The organism is Phaeodactylibacter xiamenensis (genome assembly GCF_965229835.1).
GTDB classification, from domain to species: Bacteria; Bacteroidota; Bacteroidia; order Chitinophagales; family Saprospiraceae; genus Phaeodactylibacter; species Phaeodactylibacter xiamenensis.
On record NZ_OZ245931.1, the window covers coordinates 2,945,930 to 2,970,669 of the forward strand.

A 24,740-nucleotide genomic window follows, 5' to 3' on the forward strand; every position below is an offset into this window, starting at 1 on the left:
CTGTGATAATTAGATTCAAATCAATTATGTAACAACAACAATTTTCAAGTAATGAAATGCCTTGATTTAATTTTTCCGCCTAGCAAAAAAGCTCTATTTTACCTCGGACAACAAACTGCAGACACCACTGACCATGGGAAAAAGGACGCCTGAGCGCCAAACCAAAAGCCAGCCTGCCACTGCCCCGAAAGGGTACCCGGCCTGGTTTACCAATTCGAAACTCCACCTCTGGGGCTTGTTTGCCCTGAGCTTTTTACTGTATGCCAATACCCTCGGGCACGGTTATGCTCTGGATGATGCCATCGTGATCTACGACAATATGTTTGTCAAGGAAGGTATCAGCGGCATACCTGGCATTCTGAGCAAGGACACCTTCTTCGGCTTCTTTAAGGAGGAAGGCAAGGCTGCGCTTGTGGCGGGGGGGCGTTACCGGCCACTATCGCTCATCCTGTTTGCTATTGAGGTACAGTTTTTTGGGGAAAGCCCCTTCGTGGGGCACCTGTTCAACGGGCTCTACTACGGTGCTACTACGGTGCTGCTGTACCTGGTATTGTTGCAGCTGTTCCGCCCGCAGCGGGGTCAGGTGAAGGCGTACTTCATTGCCCTGGCGGCAAGCCTGTTGTTTGCCGTCCACCCTATACATACCGAGGTGGTAGCAAATGTCAAGGGGCGGGACGAAATCCTCACCCTGCTGGGCAGCCTTGGGGCGCTATACCTCTCCCTTCGTGCCTTTCTCGATAAGAAACCACTTTACAATCTGCTGGCAGGTATAGTCTTCTTCCTGGCACTGATGGCAAAGGAAAATGCCATCATGTTTTTATTTGTAGCGCCACTGGCGTACTACTTTTTCACTTCCGCAAAGACCGGTGAAATCATCAAACAGGCCCTGCCCTTTGCCATCGCTGCCGGTGCCTTTCTGGCCATTCGGTTCTCGGTGCTGGGCTTTGGGCTGAGCGATCCGCCCATGGAGATGATGAATAATCCTTTTGTCAAAGTACAGGGCAATGGCTATATAGCCTTCACGGCACAGGAACGCTTTGCCACGGTGATATACTCCCTGGGAAAATACCTGCAGTTGTTATTCGTACCCGTCACCCTCACGCACGACTACTACCCCCGGGCAATTGGGGTCATGACCTTTGGGGACTGGGAGGCTATGCTCAGCCTGCTGCTCTATCTGGCGCTGGGTGCCTACGCCCTGTGGCGGCTCCCCAAACGCGACCCTATGAGCTTTGCCATCCTGTTCTACCTGATTACCCTGGCTATTGTCTCCAACCTGTTCTTTCCGGTAGGCACGCACATGGCAGAGCGCCTGCTGTTTATGCCTTCTGTAGGATTCAGCCTGGCGCTGGCACTGCTGGGCTATCGCTGGGCGGTAAAGGGAGCGCCTGCTGGCAAAATTCCAGCCTTCCGCCGCTTCAAACCGGTGCTGGGCGTGGTAGCTGGCATTGCGCTTTTGTTTGGAGTGAGAACGCTGCTCCGCAACCCGGTCTGGGCCGACAACTACACCCTTTTCACTACCGATATTCAATACTCGCCCAACAGCGCCAAACTACGCAATGCCGTAGGCGGCGAGCTTGTCACCCAATCCGTCAAACCGGAGAATGCCACCCGAAAGGAAGCCATGCTGCGCGAAGCCATCGGGCATCTGGAAGAAGCCGTGCGCATCCATCCCAACTACAAAAATGCCTACCTCCTCATGGGCAACGCCTACAATTACCTTCAGGCTTACGATCAGTCCATTGCCGCTTATCAAAATGCCCTGTCGATTGACCCCAACTACCGGGATGCCAACCGCAACCTGGGCATCACCTATAAGGATGCCGGCAAATACTACGGCGAGCAGCTCGGGCAGGTGGACAAAGCCATCACTTATCTGAACAAGGCCTACGAACTGATGCCGGACGAGTACGAAGTCATCCGTCTGCTGGGCGTAGCCCATGGTATACGAGGCAACACCCCAAAAGCCATTGAATACTTTACCAAAGCGACCGAAGTTGCGCCCCAAAACCCCAGTGCCTGGTTTGACCTGGGCACCGCCTACTACAACGCCGGCGATCAGCAACGGGGGCAACAGTACCGCAATAAAGCACTGGAACTCGACCCCGGTTTCCTTGAAAAAATGCAGTCAAACAATTAAAACAAGCGACCTGAAATGATCCGACTACTGACTCTATGCTGCCTGCTCCTGATGGGGTACGGGCTACAAGCGCAAACTGATCCGGCAACCGCCTGGGCTGACTCCGTGTACAATACCATGACTGAAACCGAGCGCCTGGGGCAGCTCTTTATGATCCGTGCCCATTCTGACCTTGGCCCGGAACACATCCAGTCTGTAGAAACACAAATCAAAAAGTATAAGGTCGGTGGCTTATGCTTTTTCCAGGGCACACCGGAGCGGCAGGTAGAGCTCATCAATCAGTACCAGAAGCTGGCGGAGCCCGTTCCACTTATGATGGCCATTGACGGCGAATGGGGGCTGGGCATGCGCATGAAATCCAGCACCATCAGCTTCCCGCGGCAGCTTACCCTGGGTGCCATACAGGACAACAGCCTGATTTATGAGATGGGGACCGAGATCGCCCGGCAGATGAAGCTGGCCGGCATCCACGTCAACTTCGCCCCGGTAGCCGATGTTAACAACAACGCCGCCAACCCAGTCATCAACAACCGCTCCTTCGGCGAGGACCGGATGAATGTAGCGGCCAAAAGCTGGCGGTACGCTCAGGGCATGCAGGACAACGGGGTGATGGCCTGCGCCAAGCACTTCCCGGGGCATGGCGACACCGATGTGGATTCTCACTACGACCTCCCGGTGATCCGGCACGACTATGGCCGCCTCGACAGCATCGAGCTCTTCCCCTTCCGGCAACTGGCCAAACAGGGCATCGGCAGCATGATGGTAGCCCACCTCAATGTGCCGGCTTTGGACGAGCGGGAGAAACGCCCCACTACCCTATCCTACAACACCATCACCAACCTCCTTAAGGAAGGGCTGGAATACGAAGGCATCGTCTTCACCGATGCGCTGGAGATGAAGGGCGTAACCAAACACTTCGAAAGCGGAGAAGTGGAAGCCGAAGCGCTGGTAGCCGGCAACGATATCCTGCTGCTGCCCGAAGACATGGAGGCTGCCTACCGGGAAATCCGCAACTACATTGAAGCCGGGAAGCTAAGCTGGGAAGAGCTGGCGCCCCGGGTTAAAAAAGTGCTCCGCGCGAAATATGAGTTGGGGCTGCAGCAATTTGAGCCCCTGCGTACCGACAGCCTGCGGGAGCGCCTGAACACAGATGACGCTCTGGTGCTTAAGCGCAAACTCCTGGCCAATGCCCTCACGCTGGTCCGCAACCCCAACGACCTCCTCCCCTTCCGGCAACTGGAAGGTATCAAAATGGCGAGTCTGAGCATTAATGCCAGCAAAGTCACCCCTTTCCAGGACCGGCTGCAGGAGTATAAGAAAATGCCAGCTCTGCAATGCGGACAGGCACCATCGGAACGGGAGCAAGCCCGTATTATTGCTGAACTGAGTAAAGCCGATATCGCCATCGTTGGCCTGCATGACATGAGCAGCCGGGCTTCCAATGACTTTGGGATTTCGGGAGCAGCCCGGCGTATGCTGCAACAACTCCAGCAAAAGACCAAAGTGGTGCTTGTCGTATTTGGCAACCCGTACAGCCTGAAGTTTTTTGACGAGCAGGAATGGGTCCTGGAAGCCTACGAAGACAGCCCAATGATGCAGCACCTGGCCGCCGAAGCCCTGTTTGGTGCCCGCGCCATCAAAGGCCGGCTGCCCATCACGGCCTCTCCAAAAAGTGCCTTCGGAGATGGTGTGATTACTGGCAAACTGGCCCGCTTTGGTTTTGCACTGCCCGCATCGGTAGGTATGGATGCGGCGACGCTTGCTAAAATTGATGAAATCGCAGAGCAGGCCATTGAAGCCAGGGCGACCCCGGGCTGTGTGGTATTGGTTGCTAAAGACCAGCAAATCGTTTACAAAAAGGCATTCGGCCACCACACTTACTCTGGTGCGCAGCCTGTACATGCCGACGACATCTACGATCTGGCCTCAGTTACTAAAATTGCTGCGGCCACGCTGGCAGTCATGTGGCTGCAGGAAGCCAACCAAATCCACCTCGATACCCCCATCGTGCATTACCTACCAGAGTTGGAGGGTACTAATAAAGCGCAATTACGTTTAAGAGATATCATGGCGCACCAGGCTGGTTTGGAAGATTGGATCCCTTTTTACAAGCAAACTCTGGTACATACCCGTAAAGGTCGGATACTGCACAGCCGCGATTTCTTTCGCCGGATGCCGGAGCCAGGTTTCAGTACAGAAGTCGCTCCGGACATGTACCTTAGAGATGATTTTAAGGCCAGCCTGTTCCAGCAGATTTTTGATTCCAGTGTAGACGACAATCCCCGCTACAAGTATAGCGACCTCGGTTTTTACCTGATCGCTGAGATGGTGGACCGCCTTACAGGTATGCCTTTGGATGAATTTACGCGCCGCCTGTTTTATAAGCCTATGGGGCTGGAAACCGCTACCTACCGCCCGTTGGAGCGCTTTGAGCCTTTAGAAATAGCGCCTACCGAAATTGACAACTACTTCCGAAAGCAAGCCCTGCGGGGCTATGTGCACGATATGGGCTCTGCCATGCTGGGCGGGGTGAGCGGGCACGCCGGCCTGTTTTCCAATGCCCAGGACCTCGCTGCTATCATGCAAATGCTGCTCAATGGAGGACTATACAGTGATCAGCGCCTCCTCAACGCAAAAACCATTGAGGCTTTTGCCCAACGGCACCCAAAGTCTACCCGCCGTGGTATAGGCTTCGACATGCGCCAACTGGATCCCAGCAAGTGGATCAACCTGCCCGCCGATGCCTCAGATGCAACATTTGGGCATACCGGCTTTACCGGCACTTGTGCCTGGGCGGACCCGGAGGAAAACCTGGTCTTTGTTTTCCTTTCCAACCGTACTTTCCCGGATATGAACAATTACCGGCTCAATAAGCTCCGTACCCGCCACCGTATCCTTAGCACGGTATACGAAGCTATTGAGCAGTACGAGTACCTGACGGATGCCAATACCACGCAGCACCCACAAGGCATAGTAGTTCGTTAAGCCCTCTTATCGCTTGATTACCCGGCGCACGAGTGAACGCTCCCCATTGCTGATCCGCACCAGGTAAAGCCCTGCTGCCTGAGCTGATAGATCCACGGGCAGCATCGCAGTACCATTTACCTGCAAACTTTGAGCAGAAAGCACCTGACCGTGTATCGTCATCAGTTCAACCTGATAGTCGCCCGCCTCCGCTTCACTGATACGCAGGGTTGCCGCTTCACCTGCAGGATTGGGAAATATCTCGACTGCAGCCTCGAGCGTCAGACGGTCTGCTATATTGCTGGTCGCATCCTCAGTAAGCACAACCGGTGCATCCAGTGTAGCTACGCCATCACCGCCGGAACCATTGCCGTTATTGGCCGCCAGAATGGAACTGTAGAAACGCACCTCACCGGTACCCGCCTCCGGAGCCACCCATTCTATCTCAAAAGCACTCTCCTGGCTGCGTGAGCTATGCTCGGGATACTCCCGCCCATTAAGGGCAGTGATTTGTACGCCAGAGGGCGCATTCTGAAAATCGCCAGCCTGTGCGTTATTGGCTCCGGTAAGCGCAACCGCCTGAAAGCCGAAAACCGAAGGATTGCCTGTGAATCCGGCTGAGACCCGCATGGTATACACTTCTCCGGGAATATACGCGGCTACCGCTTCCCCATCCTTCAGGATTTCCAATTCGATGGTGGGCGAGAAATTATTGCCCCCGTGGCAGGCGCCACAGGTAGCGCTGCTCAGCGGTGAGCCGGTACGATCCTGGCCCTGTACTGCCCCGGCACCCGAGCTGTTGCCAAGGAACAGAAAAGCGCCGCCCGCCAGCACAAATAACGTGTAGAGTAATTTAAACTTCATCGTTGGTGGTTTATGAGTGTAAATGATGAAGTTTAAGACAGAAAGCGTTGCAAAAGGTTTATCTCCACCTTAGAGAAAGCCGGGGCTAATCTGCAGCGAGGTCGTGCTCGCGACGGTAACCGTAGCCTTGCTCTGGATTTTTGCCGGGCGTACCGACAAAAAAAGCATCAATATGAGAGAAATCCAGTTCCTTATTGCCGGTTGGGTGGAAAGGCGCACTGATCGTAATGCACTTTTTTTGCCAATCGAAGCCTGCCATAATGATGGGAACCTGAGCCCCCAGGGCGATATAGTAGAACCCAGACTTCAGCTTGTCCACCCGGCTTCGTGTACCTTCAGGAGCTATGCACATGGCAAAGGCCTCCTTTTCATTGAAGACATCCACCACCGCATCCACATAGCCGGTACTGCGACTGCGGTCCACAGGGTAGCCACCCAGCCAGCGGAAAAGCCAGCCCAATGGCGGGCGGAACAGACTGGCTTTGCCCACATACCTGATATCGAGCCCCAGTGCAGAGCGAGCCAGCAAGCCAACCGGAAAATCCCAGTTCGAAGTATGCGGCACGGCAATGAGGACGTACTTAGGCGGCAGTGCCTCATATGCGGTGACAATACGCCAGCCCAGCCAGCTCAAAAGCATTGTGCTAATGTACCTTCCCATCTTTTTAAGACGCTTCACTTTGGTTAGAGGCTACCAAAATAATCAATTTTGCAAAATGTAACTTACCGCTCCTGCTTTGCGTACGAAGAGGAGGACAATGCGAGTGGCAACACTTGACAAAAATGCGTAATTTGCGGCTTACTGCCCAAAACCGATTAAACACACGAGCACCTTGAAGCGACTGACATCCCTTTTTTCCCTGCTTTGCCTAACGCTTTGCCTGCCCGCGCAGGAAACGGTAAAACCTCCGCGACCAGAGGTTATCCTCTCCATCCCGGGCGGCTATTATCCCGAAGCAGTAAGAGTAGACATTCAATGCCCGGGCGGGCAGGTGTTCTATACGCTTGATGGATCTGAGCCCAGCCAAAAATCCGCCCGCTACCAGACACCCATCGCAATTCAGGAGACATCCGTACTTCGGCTCCTGGCCACATACAAAGACGAACGGGGCGATTTACTGGAAGGGCACACCTATTTCATTGGAGAGCCCGAGACGGATTTTGCCACGATTTCTATTGGTATAGACCCACCTACCCTTTTCCACCCTTTCCATGGTCTGTTCATGCTGGGCGCCAATGCAGTGGATACGCTTTGGAAAAAACCGGGTGCCAACTTCTGGAGCAAACGGGAGACCACCTGCAATCTGGAAATCTTCGAAAGCAACGGGCAATGCGTATACCGAAGCCCTTCCGGATTCCGGCTTTTTGGCGGCATGAGCCGCCTTTTTCCGCAAAAATCCATAGCGCTGGTTGCCCGGGACGAATACGGAGAACACCGCATTGACCACGAAATTTTCGGAAAGCCCGGCAAGAAGAAGTTCAAGTTCCTGGTCCTGCGCAACTCGGGCAGCGATTTTGGGAAAAGCCACTTCCGGGATGCCCTCATGACCAGCCTGGTAGAAGACTGGGACCTGGAGACCCAGGACAACCGCCCCGCTCATGTCTACATCAATGGGCGGTACTGGGGCATCTATAACATCCGCGAAAAAATCAACCGATACTTCATTGACAGCCACTTTGAAGAAGTGGAAAACGACAGCGTGGATATCATGGAGCACCGGTACACGGTCAAAAGAGGCAGTGCACGGCATTACCGTTCTCTGCTCCGCTATCTGGAAGAACATGACTTGAGCGAGCCCGGGCATTTTGATTATGTAGCCACACAAATGGATATCGACAACTTTCTGGACTACCAGATTGCCCAGATTTACTTCGACAATCAGGACGCAGGCGGCAACATCCGGTACTGGCGCCCTCAAACTGAACGTGGACGGTGGCGCTGGATCCTCTACGATACTGACTGGGGCTTTGGCCTGCATGAACCCAGTGCCTACGAGCACAATAGCCTGGCTTTTCATACCAACCCCGATGGCCCGGCCTGGCCTAATCCGCCCTGGAGCACTTTCCTTTTGCGCAAATTGCTGGAGAATGAGGATTGCCGCCACCGTTTTGTCAACCGCTTTGCCGATCGCCTGAATACCTCTTTTGATCCCCAACGAGTACTGGATCAGGTCAACTTCTTTTACGAACGGCTGAAGCCCGAGATGCCCCGCCATCTGGACCGATGGAAGCTTAGCCGTACGGACTGGAATTTCCACGTAAACGTCATGCGCACCTTTGCACAGGAACGCCCGGGATATGTACGCATGCACCTGATGGAATATTTTCAGACCGGAGCACAGCGCAAGGTCTCTGTGGGCAGTACAAAGGGTGGACAGGTCGTCCTTAATGAAAACCTGACCATCACCTCCGATACCCTGCTGGGCACCTACTTTGAGCGGTTTCCTATATCCTTGCGTGTAGTAGCCCACCATGGCTACCGGTTCTCCCACTGGGAAGGGGTCATTGCCGGGGACGAACGCCGGGAACTATCCCTTTCGCTGGCACCGGGAGACACAGAGGTTTACGCCGTCTTCGAGCCTTACATCCACCCGCTGGAAAGCAAGCTGGTTATCAACGAAATATCACCTAAAAGTGGAGATGCCGGCGATTGGCTGGAATTGTATAACGGATCCAAAGAGCGGCTCAACCTGGCCAAGTGGACCCTAAGTGACCTTAAGCAAAACACCTTCACCTTTCCGGCAGTAACGATTGAGCCCAACGACTATCTGGTCATTGCAGAAGATTCTGTGGGATTCAGGGCCAAATATCCTAAAGCCTATAATGTGATTGGAGGCCTGGACTTCGGGCTGAATAAACGGCAGGAATCCATTGCCCTGTATTCTATCCTTGGCGCTATGGTAGACAGCATTAGTTACGAAGCCCCTCCGGTAGATTCGGCATTCGTACTGAGCCTCCTGTTGCCGGACCTCAACAACTCGGACCCTCAAAACTGGGCATTCCGGCCGGGCACCGGCACACCCAATGCTGCCAATCCGTATTATGTGGAAAGCCGGGTGCGGGCGCAGCAGACGCGATGGATGCAAATAGGACTGGCAGGTGGGGTATTTGTACTGAGCCTCTTGCTATTGGTTTTGCGGCAGCGCAGGATTCTATAGCCACCACAGCAGAAAAAGCAACCCAATGAGTTTACGCAATGCTTTCAGCCCAGCGGAGGCTACATTGCGTACTGACTGATAATTGATTTCCAGCACTTCCGCAATCGTATGGTAGTCCATTTGTTGGAAATACTTGAGGTAGAGGACCTCTTGCTGCCGCTTGCTGAGTTGCTGCATCGCCTCTTTCAGCCGGGCGATCCGTAGTTCCCGGCTTTCTGCTTCGATGATCTCGGCATCAATGGAGGTCACCGTTTCCTCTTCAAGCTTTGTCTCGTCCAACTCACCGGTGATTCGGCGCAGCCGGGTATTGCGGCGGATGAGGTCCCGGCGCAGCGCTACAAAGAGGTACCGGCGAATGGAGTCGGTGGCCCCAAGCCCGTCCCGACGCCTCCACAAACCTATAAACATGTCCTGAATAACATCCTCGACGAGCGCCTCGTCGTTAATGATTCGGCGCCCATAACGGAACAGGTCTGCCACCTCCCTGCGGTAGATGGCCTCCAATGCGGACTTTTCGCCACGTCGAAGGGCTTCCCAAAGCTGCATGTCATTCATACGGGCTGTTATTTCTGCCTTAAAGATAGGGGTTAGACGGCAGAAGTTGTAGAGGGATTAACCACAGGGCATAAATCCTTCATCAAAATCTAAATACAGGGGCTCCGCTTTCCGCTTTTGCAGGAGGTACGGTCAATAGATTTTAACAAAAATCCGATATTTTCGTTAGTTGAATAATTAAAGCTTCTTGTAATGAACCAACTTATCCGCTATTGCTTTGAGCTGTTACTGCTATCTGCGCTCCTTCCCGCTTGTCAGTCTGCCACAGCCTCTGAACCCAATCAGGATGAGGCCCTCAACCTCGAAGAAATCACTATTGCCGAATTACAGGAAAAGTATGCATCCGGCACGCTTTCCGCTGCCGCTGTAGTGCAGTACTACCTCGACCGAATCGCTGCGACCGACCAATCCGGCCCGGGCCTGAATTCCGTCCTAACCATTAATCCCGATGCCCTGGACATTGCCCGCAGGCTGGATGAGGAACGAGCCAACGGGCGGGTACGCGGTCCCCTGCACGGTATTCCGGTGCTCCTAAAAGACAATATTGATACCGGCGACCAAATGCCGACCACTGCCGGCAGCCGGGCGCTGGAAGGATCTGTTGCCCCTGATGATGCGTTTATCGTCAAACAATTGCGAAAGGCTGGGGCGATTATTCTCGGCAAGACCAATCTCAGCGAGTGGGCGAACTTTCGAAGCACACATTCGAGCAGTGGCTGGAGCGGGCTCGGTGGCCAAACGCACAACCCCTACCGACTCGACTGTAATCCCTGCGGGTCAAGTTCGGGTTCCGGAGTAGCAGTTGCCGCCAACCTCTGCGTGGTGGCGCTGGGTACGGAGACCAATGGCTCCATCGTATGCCCTTCCTCTGCCAACGGGATTGTGGGCATTAAACCTACAGTAGGGCTGCTGAGCCGTGATGGCATCATTCCTATTTCCTTTACGCAGGATACGCCCGGGCCTATGGCGCGTACCGTCACAGATGCCGCTATCGCACTGGGTGTGATGACTGGCGTAGATAAGGCGGATGCCAAAACCACTGCAAGTGAAGGGCAATTCAAAACCGACTACACCCCCTACCTCGACAGTACAGCCCTGAAGGGCAAGCGGATTGGCTACTACACCGCCCCCAAAGGCACTCACTACAAAGTGGACACCCTCATGGAAAGCGCCATGCAGACGCTGCGCGCACAAGGGGCAGAAGTGATTGCCATTGAGGACCGCCTGCCTTCCCAAACCGGCAGCCTGAGCTATCAGGTGATGCTCTATGAATTCAAAGACGGGCTCAATCAATATTTTGGTAGCCTGGGCCCTGATGCTCCGGTGAAATCAGTCGGGGAACTCATCGCTTTCAATCAGGCCGACGAGGTGGAGCTCCGGCATTTCCATCAGGACATTCTGGAACAAGCCGCGCAAATGGGCACGCTGGATAGCGATGATTACCGCAGTACCGTATCAGAAATGCAGCGCCTGGCCCGGGCTGAAGGTATTGATAAAATCATGGCCACCTACGAACTGGACGCCCTGATCGCCCCCACCGGTGCCCCGGCCTGGAAAACCGATCATGTCAATGGTGACCACTATACCCTGGGCAGTTCCTCCCCTGCTGCCTGGGCCGGTTATCCCAATATCAGCGTACCTATGGGCTTTATCGAAGGGCTGCCGGTAGGCTTGTCCTTTTATGGTACTGCATGGAGCGAACCGGTGCTGATCGGGCTGGCGTATGATTTTGAGCAGGCGCGGGGGGCGCGGCGGGCACCGGAGTTGTAGTATTTTGAGCTACTTTTACCACCGCTATCCTCACTAAAATGATCCGAAATGCGAAACTCGCTGCTACTGCCTTTGTTGCTGGCCCTAATCCCATTAGCGAAGTTGTCTGCCCAACAGCCGCAGGCCCTTACCGCCCCCTTCGAACTGGACAGCAATACCACTGCGACCTACCAACAAACGATTGCATTTTACGAGACGCTAAGCCTGGCTTATCCACAGCTGCACCTGCAGGCACATGGGCACACTGACGCAGGCTTCCCCCTGCATACGGCCGTGCTCGCCACCGGCGGAGCCTGGCAACCGGAAGCGGCAAAAGCGCAGGGCAAAACGATCATCTTTATCAATAATGCCATTCATCCCGGAGAGCCCTGCGGGGTGGATGCCACGATGCTGCTCCTGCGCAACTGGCTGCAAAGCCCGGAGAAAATGGCGCTGCTCGACCGCCTTGTGGTGGTGGCTATCCCGTTTTACAATATCGGTGGAGGGCTCAACCGCGGGCCGCATAGCCGCGCCAATCAGGACGGGCCTGAGGCACATGGCTTCCGGGGCAATGCCCGCAACCTCGACCTCAACCGGGACTTCATCAAAGCCGATTCCCGCAATGCGCAGACGTTTAATCAAATTTTCGCCGACTGGCAGCCAGACCTGTTTGTCGATAATCATACGTCAAATGGGGCCGACTATCAATACACCATCACCCTCATTCCCACCCAAAGCGACAAGCTCGATCCCCACCTGTCTGATTACCTGGACAACCGCCTGCTCCCCAGCCTTTACGCCGACATGGAAGCCGATGGGTGGGAAATGACGCCCTACGTTTACGCCCGCAGCACACCGGATGAAGGCATTGCAGCTTTTCTCGACCTGCCCCGCTACTCTACCGGCTATGCGGCATTGCACAATACCATCGGATTCATGCCCGAGACGCATATGCTGAAGCCCTTCAAAGACCGGGTAAAAAGCACTTACACGTTTATCGACAACCTGCTACAGGCCGCCTGGGACGACCACGAAGCCATTCAGCATGCCCGAAAGCAAGCCCGTACCCATACTATCCAAAAGGACACCTTTGCCCTGAACTGGGCACTCGATATGGAGCGTCAGGTACCTCAAATCTTCAAAGGCTATACAGCCAAATACAAGCCAAGCGAAGTCTCCGGGCTGCAACGGCTCTACTACGACCGGGAGGCGCCCTACACCATGGAAATTCCCTACTTTAAGTTTTACAATACCACGGTAGCCGTCCAAAAGCCCATCGCCTATGTCATTCCGCAGGCTTATCAGGAGGTTATCGAACGGTTGCGGTGGAATAATGTCACGCTGCACCGCCTTACGGAAGACCAAACGCTGAAGGTGGAACAATACCGCATCGAAGATTACAAAGACCGCGCTGCCTACGAAGGGCACTACCTCCACTACGGCACAACCGTAACCACCGAAGACCGCCAACAGCGCTACCATCGGGGCGACTACGTGGTCCTGACCAATCAACCGCTCAACCGGTACATTGTGGAAACCCTGGAACCGCAGGCGCCGGACGCCTTCTTCTCCTGGAACTTCTTCGATGGCATTCTTATGCAGAAAGAGTACTTCTCAGCCTACGTATTTGAAGACAAAGCAGCCGCTATGCTGGCGGAAAACCCGGAACTAAAGGCAGCGCTTGCAGCCAAAAGGGCGGAAGACCCGGAGTTTGCCAAGTCAGCCCGGGCTCAGCTCAACTTCATTTACGAGCGGTCTCCCCACTATGAGCCTACCTACCGGCTATATCCCGTAGGTCGCCTGATGGATCTGCAGGATATCCGCTTCCAACCCGAAACAGAGTAGGCTATGTTGTTGCTTTTCATCGGTGGCTATCTGCTGCTGACCCTCGGTATAGGCTGGTGGGCTTCCCGCCGGGTGCACTCCACAAAAGACTTTGTTATTGCCGGGCGTAACCTGCCTATGGTAGTGGCAGCTTCTGCTCTTTTCGCGACCTGGTTTGGTTCTGAAACCATTATGGGCGCCAGCTCAGAATTCGTGGAGCACGGGCTGATCGGGGTGATCGAAGACCCCTTTGGCGCGGCGCTTTGCCTGGTGCTTGTAGGAGCGTTTTTTGCCCGCCCGCTTTACAAGCTGAACATCATCACCTTCAATGATTTCTTCCGTATCCGCTTCAGCCGGCAGGCAGAGGTCATCTCCGCCCTGTTCATGATCCCTTCCTACTTCGGATGGATCGCGGCACAGCTCGTGGCTATGGCGATCATTCTTAATACCATCGCCGGGCTCACCCTGCTGCAAGGCATCCTGCTCTGTGCGCTGATCGTGGTCTTTTACACCTACATCGGCGGAATGTGGGCGGTTTCCATCACAGATTTTTTGCAGACCATCATGATCATCATCGGGCTGCTGATCATTGCGTGGCAATTGTCGGAGCAGGTGGGAGGCGTACAGAAGGTGGCCGCTTCGGTGCCGGAGGGCTTTTTCCGGTTTTGGCCGGAGGGCAACTTCCACAGCATCGTGCACTATATCGCGGCCTGGATCACGATCGGGCTGGGGTCTATCCCGCAGCAGGATGTCTTTCAGCGAGTCATGTCGGCACGGTCGGCAAAAACGGCGGTAACGGCCTCCTATCTTTCGGGCTTCATGTACCTGACCATTGGGTCAATTCCGCTCTTCATCGGCCTTTGCGGCAAGATGCTCTACCCAGAGCTGCAGATGGTGGACGACACGCAGATGGTCCTGCCCTTTATGGTGCTGGAACACAGCAGCATGTGGGTGCAAATCCTCTTTTTCGGAGCATTGCTGTCAGCGATTCTAAGTACGACCTCCGGCGCTATGCTTGCCCCGGCTACCGTCATTGGGGAAAACCTGGTGCGCCCCTACTTTCCCGACATGTCCGATCAGCGGTTGCTGTTGGTGATGCGGCTGTCTGTGGTAGGGGTTGCCATTTGTTCTGCACTCCTTGCCGCAAGCACTCAGAACATCTACGAGCTCGTCGGGCAGTCTTCCGCCCTCAGCCTCGTGAGTCTGTTTGTGCCACTAACGGCAGGGCTGTACTGGAAGCGCGCTTCGAACATTGGTGCCCTTGCGGCCATTATCATCGGTATGGCGGTTTGGCTAATTTGCGAATGGCAGGCCACTGCAATCCCAAGCCTGATCTACGGCGGGCTGAGCAGTTTGCTGGGCATGCTGTTAGGCAGTTGGCTATGGCCTAACGATCCGAAAAAAGTACTATTCAATGAAGACACGATTTAACATCCTGATTTTAAGCCTGCTCCTGTGGGGGTGCGCCACCAAGCCTTCGGGCACCTTTTCCACCACGACCAAGCCGATGGCACCCGATTACAGTCAGGCAAACGCCTGGGCGGCCCTGCCCTCCAAAACCGACCCTGCCGACCGGGCACCTGACGGGCTGGAAGATCAACAGGATAGTGCAGCCGCCGATGTGTTTTTCCTCCATCCCACCACCTACACCGGTAAGCGGGGCGACCGGCTCTGGAACGGACCGGTTGGGAAAGCTGATTTGCAGGAGCGTACACTGGAAGGGCCTATCTTATTCCAGGCAAGCGCCTTCAATGCCGCGGGCAAGGTGTATGCGCCATTTTACCGGCAGGCGCACCTCGAAGCCTACTTCACCAAAGATACGACAAGCGCCAAACAAGCCTTTGACCTGGCGTATAGCGATATCCGGCGGGCATTTGAATACTACCTGGAGCACTACAATGACGGGCGGCCGATCATCATCGCTGCTCATAGTCAGGGGACTACCCATGCCAAACAATTGCTACGGGAGTTTTTTGATGGAAAGCCGCTGCAATCACAACTCGTAGCCGCCTATATTATTGGTATTCCGGTACGCCAAACAGATTTTAAAAACATACCGCCCTGCACCGACAGCCTTGACACCGGCTGCTATGTTTCCTGGCGGACCTTCCGGCGGGGCACCAAAAAGGAGCCTGAACCGGCTGTCGTTGTGACCAACCCCCTGCTTTGGGATACCACCAAGGCGTTTGCGCCCCGTACGCTCAATGATGGTGCTGTCCTGACTCCCTTCGAGAAGGTACGCCCCAATAACGTTAGTGCAGAGGTACGCGGACCCGTACTGTGGAGCAGCAAACCTCAGTTTCCGGGCAGTTTCCTCATGCTGCGCCGCAATTATCATGTAGGCGACCTTAATTTATTTTATGTGGATATCCGGAAAAATGCGGTGCAGCGGGTGGAGCGGTTTAGGGAGTGAGTTTATCGGTAAATAAATTCATGAAAGATAAATTAGCAATACCCTTAAAATCTTTATCATTTCTAGATATCAAAGTATAATCACCTAATATTGCAGATGCAGCAATTACAGCATCTGGCAGTTTGATTTTTCTAACTCTCCTAATCAGGATTGCCTTTTCTGCTATCAAATCGGTTAAAGGGACAATCGTCGATTTTCTCACCAAACTTTCAACAACTGCCATATGAACTTTATTAGGAGTTTGCCACCCTAATAGCTCTATTTTTGTAACAATAGATATTATGCTGCCTTTTTCATTTAGCATTTTTTCCAAGAAATCCATTGCAGGTTCCGGGAAGCTACCATTTAGGAAATAAATAACGGTATTGGTATCTAAAAGGAATTCCTTTCCCATTCGTCACGTAGCTTATCTAACTGCAAATCAATTTCTTCCATCGAATAAGCGTTTTGAAAAACAGCTCTGTATTCGCTGAATGCAGCCTTTTTTTCAGATACTCTATTCTTATTATCGATATTACGGGACTCATACTTGAATAACAGAAAGGAAATGAAGTCTTCAACTTCTTTTTTCAGCCCCGCTGGTAGTTGATTAAGCTGTGCTAGAATTTGTTGATCGCTCATTGAGTAACTTAACTTTGATTAGTTGGCTATCCTATTACTTTACTAATATAATACAATAAATAGGTGGTTAATAGTTCCAAGGATCACTTTTTACCGCCAGCGCTCAAACAGCGTCACCACGCCAAACATCAGCAGGAAGCCGTAGACGGAATCATCCAGTGGGACAGAAGTGATACGAATGCCCAGGTATTCTTCGGGGTTGTAAATGACCACCGGCTGCTCAGTATAGCCACCAGTCAGCACGCCATTCACAATCAAAAACGGGATAAGGGCCACCAGGTAGGACAGGTAGAAACGGCTGCGGTAGGTGCCTTTCAGAAAGAGCCAGTGGTAGAGGATAAAACCTCCGGTGAGCAGAAAAGTCGTCGTGGTGTACAAATGCCCCCAGTACAGCAGCCCTGTGAGCAGGAAACCGAAGCCCATGAGCGGCGTCAACCAGGGTTCTGCGCGCGCGAGCAGGTCTTTTTTGATATAAAAATTCAGGCATTCATAGATGAATACACAGGCGAAAGGCACTGTAAAGAAAAACAGCCACTCTTCCACGGGCAGGTGGAGAAAGCGGATATTGGCAAAGTAGCGCTCATTGAAATTCCAGACGCCCTGAGCAGTGAAGAACACATCCCAGGCGATGAAGAGCCCGCCGACAATCGCGATAGCCGGCAGCAGTGGTTTCCATTTGCGGTAGTAATGTACGTTTTTGTCGAAACTGAGCAGGAAGACCGGTACGAATGTGAAGATGTGCAGACCAAAATAAGCCCATTTCGTTTCCAGCCAGGGCAAACGGGTAACTTCCGGCACCTGCATCAGGTAATTGTCGGGGAGGACCGGGTCTGTAGCCCACTGCCAGCCCACAAGCAACAGAGGAACCAACACCACAATAGCCTGCAAGACAGGCCGCACCCGGGCCTGAACCCGGGAAGGCTGAGAAACGACTGAATCCATAATCTACAATAAGTTCAGGCTGTTGCGCAGGGCCGAACTGAACAAGAGCACAGCCTTACGCCGGTTAGGTACGCGTATACGCTCCTGCGTAACCCGGTCAGCCGGTGCCGAACGGATTTTCTTAAACAGATTGGTGTAGTAAATATAAGCCAGGTAAACCCCGAACCGTGCGCCTTCGGGAAGCTGCACGATGCCCTTGTAGGCATCATCGAAGTCCTTTTTGATATCAGCTTCGATTTCGAGCTTGTCCTGCTGACAGAACCGCGTGTAGTCCACGCCCGGGAAGTACACCCGCCCGCGCTCATCAAAATCGCTCTTCATATCGCGCAGGAAGTTGATCTTTTGGAAAGCGGAGCCAAGACTGCAGGCCGGTGCCTTAAGGCGTTGGTATTGTTCGTCGTCGCCCTCCACAAAGACCCGCAGGCACATCAGCCCCACCACCTCAGCGGAGCCGTAAATGTACTTTTTGTACAGGCTATCGTGGTAACGGTCAAAGTGCAGATCCATTTCCATACTATCCAGGAAGGCATCAATCAGTTCGCGCTCAATCTGATACTGATGCACGGTTTCCTGAAAGGCATGCAGCACCGGGTTGAGGCTGATGCGCTCATCGATGGCCCGGTAGGTGTCTTCCCGGAAGCGGTCGAGGAGTGTCTTCTTGGGGTAATCATGGAAGGTATCCACGATCTCATCCGCAAAGCGCACAAAGCCATACACGGCATAAATAGGTGGCCGGAACCGCTTGTCGAAGACGCGGATACCCATGGAAAAGGAGGTGCTGTAGCGGTTTGTGATATGCTTACTGCACTCTTGGCAAACCTTGTTGTACAATTCCATCATAACGTTATCGGTTTGGCAATCCGGCGCGTATCTGATAAGCTCTTTCCAGTTGCCAGCGGGCAGAACTTACGGTTCAGACTTTACGCACTGTATTGCTAAGGTTTCACAGCTTTAAAAATTTCATTGGCCACCACGCTGCCTGAAATCAGGGAAGGCGGTACGCCCGGGCCCGGTGTAGTCAACTGTCCGGTATAGTAAAGGTTGCTGACCTTCTTGCTTCTGAGCTTTGGCTTTAGGAAAGCGGTTTGGAACAGCGTATTAGCCAGCCCGTACGCGTTCCCCTTGTAAGCATGGTAATCCTTTTCAAAATCCCGGTGGGCAAAAGCCCGCTTGTAGACGATATGCTTACGAATTTCCTGCCCGGTCAGATCTTCCAGACGGTCCATTACGATGTTAAAATAGGTCTCGCGCTTTTCATCTGTATCCTCCAGGTTGGGTGCAAGAGGGATGAGGACAAACAAATTCTCTTTGCCCTCGGGTGCTACGCTGGGGTCGGTGACTGATGGCGCACAAACGTAGAACAGCGGATCGCTCGGCCACTGTGGCTGATCGTAAATTTCCACAGCGTGCTTCTTGAAGTCAGCATCGAAGAAGAGGTTGTGGTGGTGCAAACCTTCGATCTTTTTATCAATCCCCAGATAGAACAACAAAGAAGAAGGCGCCATCGTGCGCTTATCCCAGTATTTTTCATTGTACATGCGGTGCTCAGGCTGCAGCAGCTGTTGCTCCACATGGTGGTAGTCGGCACCACCCACTACGATATCAGCTTCATACTCGCCGTTTTGGGTAATGACCTTGGTGGCATGCCCGTTCGGAACGTAAATCTGCTGGACTTCCTCATTGAGCTTGATTTCCACGCCCAGCTCTTCCGCTACGCTCACCATGCCCTCCACTATCTTGTGCATGCCGCCCATAGGGTACCAGGTGCCCAGAGCCATATCGGCGTAGTTCATCATGCTGTAAAGCGCAGGCGTATTTTCAGGCGTTGCACCCAGGAACAAGACTGGGAACTCCAGCAGCTGAATCAACTGCTCGTGCTTAAATAGCTTGCGGATATGTTTGGAAATAGAAGTGAACATCTGCAGGCGGAAGAGGCTCATCAGGATGCGGGTGTCCGCAAACTCCATAATGGAATGAGAAGGTTTGTGCACAAACTCGTTCATGCCCACCTCATATTTGTACTGCGCCTCTTTGAGGAACTGCCGGAGTTTTTGACTGCTGCCCCGCTCGTAATGCTCGAACATGGCTTCCAGCTCTTCCATTTTGGCAGGGACTTCCATGCTGTTCCCTTTACCAAAGATCACCTCATAGGAAGGGTCAAGGCGCACCAATTCGTAATAGTCGGAAGGTTTCTTACCGAACTGTGCGAAGTACTGCTCAAACACATCCGGCATCCAATACCAGCTCGGCCCCATATCAAACATGAAGCCGTCCTGCTCAAACTTGCGGGCACGTCCACCCGGAATGCTGTTTTTTTCTAAAATAGTAACCTTATACCCTTTTTGGGCAAGATGGGAGGCTGCGGAGAGCCCTGCAAACCCCGATCCTATAACGATAACTTTCTTTGCCAAGACTGCTTTTGGTTTGGTGACAAGGGAGAAACAGCAACCCCGTTTTTTTGTTTAAGCATTTTTGACAGAAAGCTTACTTAACTTTAACAAAAGTACGCTTCTCCGATCCGCTATTACTCCCGCTGGCCGGTAATCACTTCCAAATCCCGCCTGCCCAGCAGTGCCTGATGGAGATCCGTTTTCATTGTGAGCTTATCTCCCTCGAAATTAAAGGTGTAAGTTACCCGGGCGGGAGAATGGTAAAGGTACACCCTGGCTTCATAAGCAGCCGGACTGATCCAGCCCCCATGAGCGGCGACCTCCGGCTCCAGGTTTTCGGTATAGGGCAGAGGGTGTGCAACCGTACCTTTCCGGTAAGTCTCTTTACCCACCCATAGGGTATCAGTGCCCGCCCCGGTTTCGAACACCAGATAGGGTTCTGCATGCTGCAAACGGAAACGGACTGCCTTCAGGCCGGCATTATTGTCTTTTAGCCGGTAGGTACCATCTTCAACGCCGGCTTTGACCCCCCCGGAAGCCAGCAGGGGTAATCGTAAGCCTTTGAGGCGCTCCCGGAGCTCCGCGTCCTTTTCCGGCTGGGAGAACAGCGGCTTATCTTTCATGCCAGGCAGCAAAGTTTCCCAAACCACCTGCAACAGGCGGTGCATATCCGGTGTGCCGGAAGTAATGGCGATCACCGCATCCTGCTCCGGCATCACAATACAGTACTGCCCGCAGGCTCCATCTCCGCGATAGGCATTGTGCCGGCATCGCCAGAATTGAAAACCATAGCCCTGTGCCCAGTCATTAGCAGGGTCACTGCCGTTGGACACTTGCTTTGAAGTTGCCATTTCCACCCAGTCTCCGGACAAAAGCTGCTCGCCTTCCCACTTCCCTTTTTGCAAGTAGAACTGCCCGAACTTTGCAATGTCTTCCGTACGTACCTGCAGGCCCCAGCCGCCGGTATTGACGCCATCGGGGCAGGTCTTCCAGTCTGGCTTGGGAATACCGAGTGGTTGAAACAGACGTGGCTCCAGATAATCCACCAGCTTTTCGCCTGTGGCGCGCTGTAAAATGGCAGAAAGCATGTAGGTCGCCATACTGTTGTACCGGAAATGAGTACCGGGCATAAAGTCCGGCTCAGTGCCCAGAAAGAACTGTGCCCAGTCCTCTGTGGTAGCATCCGGCCATCGTTCTTCTGCATGGCCGGTATTCATCGTCAGCAAATCGCGGATGCGCATTTGATTCCAGTACTGGTGTGGCTTGCCGATGGTTTTGTCCGGAAAGAAGGAGACCACCAAATCGTCCAGCGTCAGTACCCCCTCCTGAACGGCAAAGCCAATAGCGGTAGAGGTGAAGCTTTTGCTGAGCGAATGCATGATATGGGGCGCCTCCCGTTCGTACGGTGCCCACCAGCCTTCGGCTACTGAATAGCCATGCCGGATGATCATAAAGCTATGCACTACGTCAAACTCCGCTTCCACCCGGTCAATGAAGGACAGAATGGAATCCGAAACCATGCTTTGTGCTTCTGGGGCACTCTTTGGGAAGTAAGCGGTGGGCTGAGCCAGGAGGGGCATGCACCCGGTCAGCAGCAAAAGGGAAAAGATGTAGCGTTTTGCCATCAGTTTAAGCTTTTTGGTGAAGTTAGCGCCTAACGGACAATGAGCAGCGGTTGCCCCTCAATACTCTGAGCAAGCCGCTCCGTCACAGAACCAAATAGGAACGTCTCGAAGGGGGTATGCCCTTTTGCGCCCATAACCAGCAGTGAATCCTGTTGGTCAGCAGCATAGCGGATGATGTGAGCAGCCAGATTATTCCGGTTGTTTTCCTGAAATACATCCACAATATCATCATCGGCAATGCCCTGAGCATCCCGAAATTTTCCGGCCGCCAGCCGGGCTGACTCCATAAGCATGCCCAGGTAGCCGCGATCGGGTAAAGAACGGTTATAGTAATGCCCTGGCGGCAGGTCAACGATATGCAGGCTGTGTACGGGCTGCCCCTTCATTGCGCGGCTGAGGGCCAGGGCAGCATGCAGGGCGCGGGCAGCATTCTCAGAGAAATCATTAGGGACGACAAGATTGGCAATTTCAGCACCAGCACCATCGGGTACCAGCAATACCGCCGCATGCACATTGCGTGCCACACGCTTAGCCGTAATACCGCTGCCTTCACTCAAACGCTTTTTGCCCATGACCAGCAGGTCTGCCTCTTTGATTTTTGTCCAGTGCAGCAATTTCTCATAGGGTTTGCCCTCCCGGACTTCAATATCGATGTCCAGCCCGGGCGCTTCGCCGAAGACCTCTTCCACACGGGCCTTAATCGCCAATTCTACCCGCTCATCCACCGGAGACTCCGGGGCAAACCGCTTCTGAAAATCCAGGTCAGGGTGGGACGGCTCCGTAAAGTCAGGCATAATGTGCAGTGCATACAGTTTTTGGATACCCAGTGCCTGGTAGTGTTGCGCCAGGAACTGCTGCAGTTGCAGGTCCATTTCTGACAGATCTAATGCCACAAGGGCGCGCTTGAATGCTAGCATGTCGTTGGTTTTGGTTAGATACTTGGTTCCTAAAGGTACAGCAGGATGCCACAATTTCATAATAGGCTTTACCGGGCTTCGTGCGCAATGAAAATTAGCAATCAGGCCATTGATAATGGTCACTTGCTAAAGCCTTCTAACGGAAAGCGCCCGGCGTGGGCAAAGCCAGCCAGGCACTTTCAGGTTTAGAGTCTTAGATATTCCCAGTAGTGTGGGCAAAAATGGTGTTTGTTCTAGCCAATGGTGGCGTCTGCCACCTCGTATAAGGAGAATTGAGCCATAAAGGTATTGACTTCCTGCCGGATTTCCGCAATCAGGCTGTCGTTTTCCGGATTGGTAATGACCGTATCGATCCATCCCACCACTTTTTCACAATCGGTTTCCTTAAGGCCGCGGGTGGTTACCGCTGCTGTACCTACCCGTATGCCGGAAGTAACAAATGGCGATTGTGTATCAAAAGGTACCATATTCTTGTTGACGGTGATGTCTGCCGCTCCCAGTTTCTGCTCTGCCACCTTACCGGTCACGCCTTTGGAGCGCAGGTCAATCAGCATCAGATGGTTATCGGTCCCGCCGGAAATCAGCTTGTAGCCTTTCTCCACAAAGACCCGGGCCATGGCCTGCGCATTCTTAACGACCTGCTCCGTGTACGTTTTGAAGCCGGGCTGCAGCGCTTCGCCGAAAGCCACCGCTTTGGCGGCAATGATGTGCTCAAGCGGGCCGCCCTGCATGCCAGGGAAGACTCCGCTGTTAAGGATAGCCGACATTTTGATCGGATTGCCCTTTTTCGTTGTACGGCCCCAGGGGTTGTCAAAGTTTTCGCCCATCATGATGATGCCACCGCGTGGCCCACGCAGGGTTTTGTGGGTGGTGGAAGTTACGATGTGGCAGTGGGGCATGGGGTTATTGAGCAAACCAGTCGCAATCAGTCCGGCCGGGTGGGCAATATCCGCCAGCAGCAAGGCGCCTACCTTATCCGCAATGGCCCGGAAGCGCGCATAATCCCAGTCACGGCTATAGGCCGAAGCGCCGCAGATAATCAGCTTAGGCTTTACTTCCAGCGCTTTCGCCTCTACCTTGTCCATGTCAATAAGCCCGGTATCCTCCTCCACACCGTAGAAATGCGGGCGGTACACCTTACCGGAAAAATTGACCGGAGAGCCGTGAGACAAATGGCCACCGTGCGCCAGGTCAAAGCCCAGAATCGCATCACCGGGTTGCAGAACAGCCAGAAATACGGCTGCATTGGCCTGTGCACCGGAGTGGGGCTGCACGTTGGCATAAGCAGCTCCAAAGAGCTCCTTGAGCCGGTCAATAGCCAGCTGCTCGATCTCATCCACCACTTCGCAACCACCATAGTAGCGCTTGCCGGGATAGCCTTCCGCATATTTATTGGTCAGTACGCTCCCGGCAGCTTCCATCACCTGCGGGCTCGTAAAGTTTTCAGAGGCAATCAGCTCAATACCGTGCTGCTGACGGCGCAGCTCTTTTTCTATGAGGTTAAAAACGGTTGTATCTTTCATGATGTCACTATACGGTTTTGAAAATCAGCGGATGCTGGTTTGGCGTTCTGCCGCAAAGGTAAGCCCTTTGCAAATAAGAATAAAATCGAAGCCTGTTTTTGACCGGATCGTGTTTTTTCCCGGCTTACGATCCCTAATCGCGGCAGAAGACCTGACCTTCGGGAGCATTCTTATCACCTTTTTGAAAAATCAGGTGGTTTTGAAAATGCGCCCCGCTCAGCACCCGGTTGATAAAATCAACTACCCGTTCCTGCTCCCGATAAAAATAAGCTCCCGCAAAACCATGCCTGCCCCCGCAGAAAGAGTGCAATTCAACATCAGCACCAATATCGCTGTAGCGCTCATAGATGGAATGAGAGCCAAAGAGCATAAGCCATCCGGTGGCATCTGTTTTACAGTAATGATGGGCAGCGGTACCGTAAGGCACAAGCGGATCGACAGTGCCATGAAAAAGCATAGCCGGAATTGCCGTCTTTGGCGTTATCCCACTCATATCCATGATCGCACCGGCACCGCCAATCAAACCAGCATATTGAAAACGCCCGGGCAAAGGGTCACCATAAAGCTGCATGACCGACCGGTCCCAAAAGGCGGCATGAAGTACGGTCTCAGCCCCGGCACTGCTCCCGGCAATAAAAATCTTTGAAGGGTCTATACCATACTTCTCAGCCTGACCTTCGAAGAAAGCCGTGGCCTGCCAGAGCTGATTGGCTGCCAAACGAATCGCCTGAATCTTTTCTGAAAGGATGCCATCGCAGCTAAAGCTTTTGTCTTTCATGTAGAGGGTGTAGGTAATCGTTGCTGCTGCAATGCCCTTTTCCGAAAGGTAGGCACACAGCTTGTGCCCTCCGGCCCGGTCTCCACCCGAAAAGCCACCGCCGTGCACATAAATCAGCAATGGCTTAAGTACGGGCGAAGGCGTTTCCGGCAGGAAAAGATCAAGCTCCAGCGAAAAAGAATCTGTCTCAAAATAAGTAACCGTCGAGTAGCGCTGCTGGGCCTGCACTAACAGCACCAGGCAAGTCAAAAGTAAGGTAAGTTGATATCTCATGGCT

At 53.4% G+C, this 24,740-nt stretch carries 19 protein-coding genes; 7 read left to right on the forward strand and 12 right to left on the reverse strand.

What is annotated here, in order from left to right; all coding sequences use genetic code 11:
- Positions 1-133: 133 nt before the first annotated feature.
- Both ACO08I_RS10860 and ACO08I_RS10865 read left to right on the forward strand, forming a co-directional pair.
- Complete coding sequence (locus ACO08I_RS10860) at positions 134-2,140, forward strand: tetratricopeptide repeat protein (protein ID WP_421949312.1); 2,007 nt, start codon at positions 134-136, stop codon at positions 2,138-2,140.
- A 15-nt stretch (positions 2,141-2,155) separates the two neighbouring features.
- Positions 2,156-5,125: a glycoside hydrolase family 3 N-terminal domain-containing protein gene (locus tag ACO08I_RS10865; RefSeq protein ID WP_421949313.1), complete on the forward strand. Its 2,970-nt coding sequence runs from the start codon at positions 2,156-2,158 to the stop codon at positions 5,123-5,125.
- Positions 5,126-5,131: 6 nt separating this feature from the next.
- On the opposite strand, the gene ACO08I_RS10870 is transcribed toward ACO08I_RS10865, so the two are convergent.
- Together ACO08I_RS10870 and ACO08I_RS10875 are read right to left on the reverse strand one after the other, a co-directional pair.
- Positions 5,132-5,968, reverse strand: coding sequence for a choice-of-anchor V domain-containing protein (locus tag ACO08I_RS10870; protein WP_421949314.1), 837 nt, complete (start codon positions 5,966-5,968; stop codon positions 5,132-5,134).
- A gap of 85 nt (positions 5,969-6,053) precedes the next feature.
- A complete protein-coding gene (locus ACO08I_RS10875; protein WP_282784388.1) occupies positions 6,054-6,629 on the reverse strand; it encodes a lysophospholipid acyltransferase family protein in 576 nt (191 codons plus the stop codon).
- 172 nt (positions 6,630-6,801) lie between these two features.
- On the opposite strand from ACO08I_RS10875, the gene ACO08I_RS10880 reads away from it, so the two are divergent.
- Positions 6,802-9,126 (forward strand): CotH kinase family protein, encoded by a 2,325-nt coding sequence (locus ACO08I_RS10880; RefSeq protein ID WP_421949315.1) that lies wholly within the window; start codon positions 6,802-6,804, stop codon positions 9,124-9,126.
- Here the strand turns inward: ACO08I_RS10880 and ACO08I_RS10885 are convergent.
- Positions 9,121-9,681 carry an RNA polymerase sigma factor gene (locus ACO08I_RS10885; RefSeq protein WP_044221710.1) on the reverse strand — a complete coding sequence of 187 codons (561 nt, stop codon included), beginning with the start codon at positions 9,679-9,681 and terminating at the stop codon, positions 9,121-9,123. The two genes, ACO08I_RS10880 and ACO08I_RS10885, sit on opposite strands and share 6 nt — an antisense overlap.
- A 192-nt stretch (positions 9,682-9,873) precedes the next feature.
- Here ACO08I_RS10885 and ACO08I_RS10890 point away from each other — a divergent pair, with 192 nt between their 5' ends.
- Genes ACO08I_RS10890 through ACO08I_RS10905 form a run of 4 tightly spaced genes read left to right on the forward strand, consistent with a single transcriptional unit; the run spans position 9,874 to position 15,667 of the window.
- Positions 9,874-11,451, forward strand: coding sequence for an amidase (locus ACO08I_RS10890; protein ID WP_421949316.1), 1,578 nt, complete (start codon positions 9,874-9,876; stop codon positions 11,449-11,451).
- 48 nt (positions 11,452-11,499) lie between these two features.
- Positions 11,500-13,275 carry a M14 family metallopeptidase gene (locus ACO08I_RS10895; RefSeq protein WP_421949317.1) on the forward strand — a complete coding sequence of 592 codons (1,776 nt, stop codon included), beginning with the start codon at positions 11,500-11,502 and terminating at the stop codon, positions 13,273-13,275.
- 3 nt (positions 13,276-13,278) lie between these two features.
- Entirely contained in the window at positions 13,279-14,685 is a 1,407-nt protein-coding gene (locus ACO08I_RS10900; protein WP_282784396.1) for a sodium:solute symporter family protein, read from the forward strand.
- On the forward strand, positions 14,669-15,667 hold the full coding sequence (locus ACO08I_RS10905; RefSeq protein WP_282784398.1) for a DUF3089 domain-containing protein: 999 nt from the start codon (positions 14,669-14,671) through the stop codon (positions 15,665-15,667). The genes ACO08I_RS10900 and ACO08I_RS10905 overlap by 17 nt, the downstream gene beginning before the upstream one ends.
- Here the strand turns inward: ACO08I_RS10905 and ACO08I_RS10910 are convergent.
- The 9 genes from ACO08I_RS10910 to ACO08I_RS10950 form a co-directional block, all read right to left on the reverse strand.
- On the reverse strand, positions 15,657-16,061 hold the full coding sequence (locus tag ACO08I_RS10910) for a type II toxin-antitoxin system VapC family toxin (protein ID WP_282784400.1): 405 nt from the start codon (positions 16,059-16,061) through the stop codon (positions 15,657-15,659). The genes ACO08I_RS10905 and ACO08I_RS10910 overlap by 11 nt on opposite strands.
- Positions 16,040-16,288 carry a DUF2281 domain-containing protein gene (locus ACO08I_RS10915; protein ID WP_282784402.1) on the reverse strand — a complete coding sequence of 83 codons (249 nt, stop codon included), beginning with the start codon at positions 16,286-16,288 and terminating at the stop codon, positions 16,040-16,042. The genes ACO08I_RS10910 and ACO08I_RS10915 overlap by 22 nt, the downstream gene beginning before the upstream one ends.
- A gap of 90 nt (positions 16,289-16,378) precedes the next feature.
- Positions 16,379-17,230, reverse strand: a complete 852-nt coding sequence (locus ACO08I_RS10920) for a lycopene cyclase domain-containing protein (RefSeq protein WP_282784404.1) — start codon at positions 17,228-17,230, stop codon at positions 16,379-16,381.
- 3 nt (positions 17,231-17,233) lie between these two features.
- Positions 17,234-18,070 carry a phytoene/squalene synthase family protein gene (locus ACO08I_RS10925; RefSeq protein WP_421949318.1) on the reverse strand — a complete coding sequence of 279 codons (837 nt, stop codon included), beginning with the start codon at positions 18,068-18,070 and terminating at the stop codon, positions 17,234-17,236.
- 95 nt (positions 18,071-18,165) lie between these two features.
- Entirely contained in the window at positions 18,166-19,641 is a 1,476-nt protein-coding gene (locus tag ACO08I_RS10930) for a phytoene desaturase family protein (RefSeq protein WP_421949319.1), read from the reverse strand.
- A gap of 113 nt (positions 19,642-19,754) precedes the next feature.
- Positions 19,755-21,245 carry a serine hydrolase domain-containing protein gene (locus ACO08I_RS10935; RefSeq protein WP_421949320.1) on the reverse strand — a complete coding sequence of 497 codons (1,491 nt, stop codon included), beginning with the start codon at positions 21,243-21,245 and terminating at the stop codon, positions 19,755-19,757.
- Between the two features lie 29 nt (positions 21,246-21,274).
- Positions 21,275-22,162 (reverse strand): universal stress protein, encoded by an 888-nt coding sequence (locus ACO08I_RS10940; RefSeq protein WP_421949321.1) that lies wholly within the window; start codon positions 22,160-22,162, stop codon positions 21,275-21,277.
- 233 nt (positions 22,163-22,395) lie between these two features.
- The gene (glyA, locus tag ACO08I_RS10945) at positions 22,396-23,688 is read right to left on the reverse strand and encodes a serine hydroxymethyltransferase (protein WP_345894675.1); all 1,293 of its coding nucleotides are present in this window, start codon (positions 23,686-23,688) and stop codon (positions 22,396-22,398) included.
- Between the two features lie 130 nt (positions 23,689-23,818).
- Complete coding sequence (locus ACO08I_RS10950) at positions 23,819-24,736, reverse strand: alpha/beta hydrolase (protein WP_421949322.1); 918 nt, start codon at positions 24,734-24,736, stop codon at positions 23,819-23,821.
- Positions 24,737-24,740: the final 4 nt, after the last annotated feature.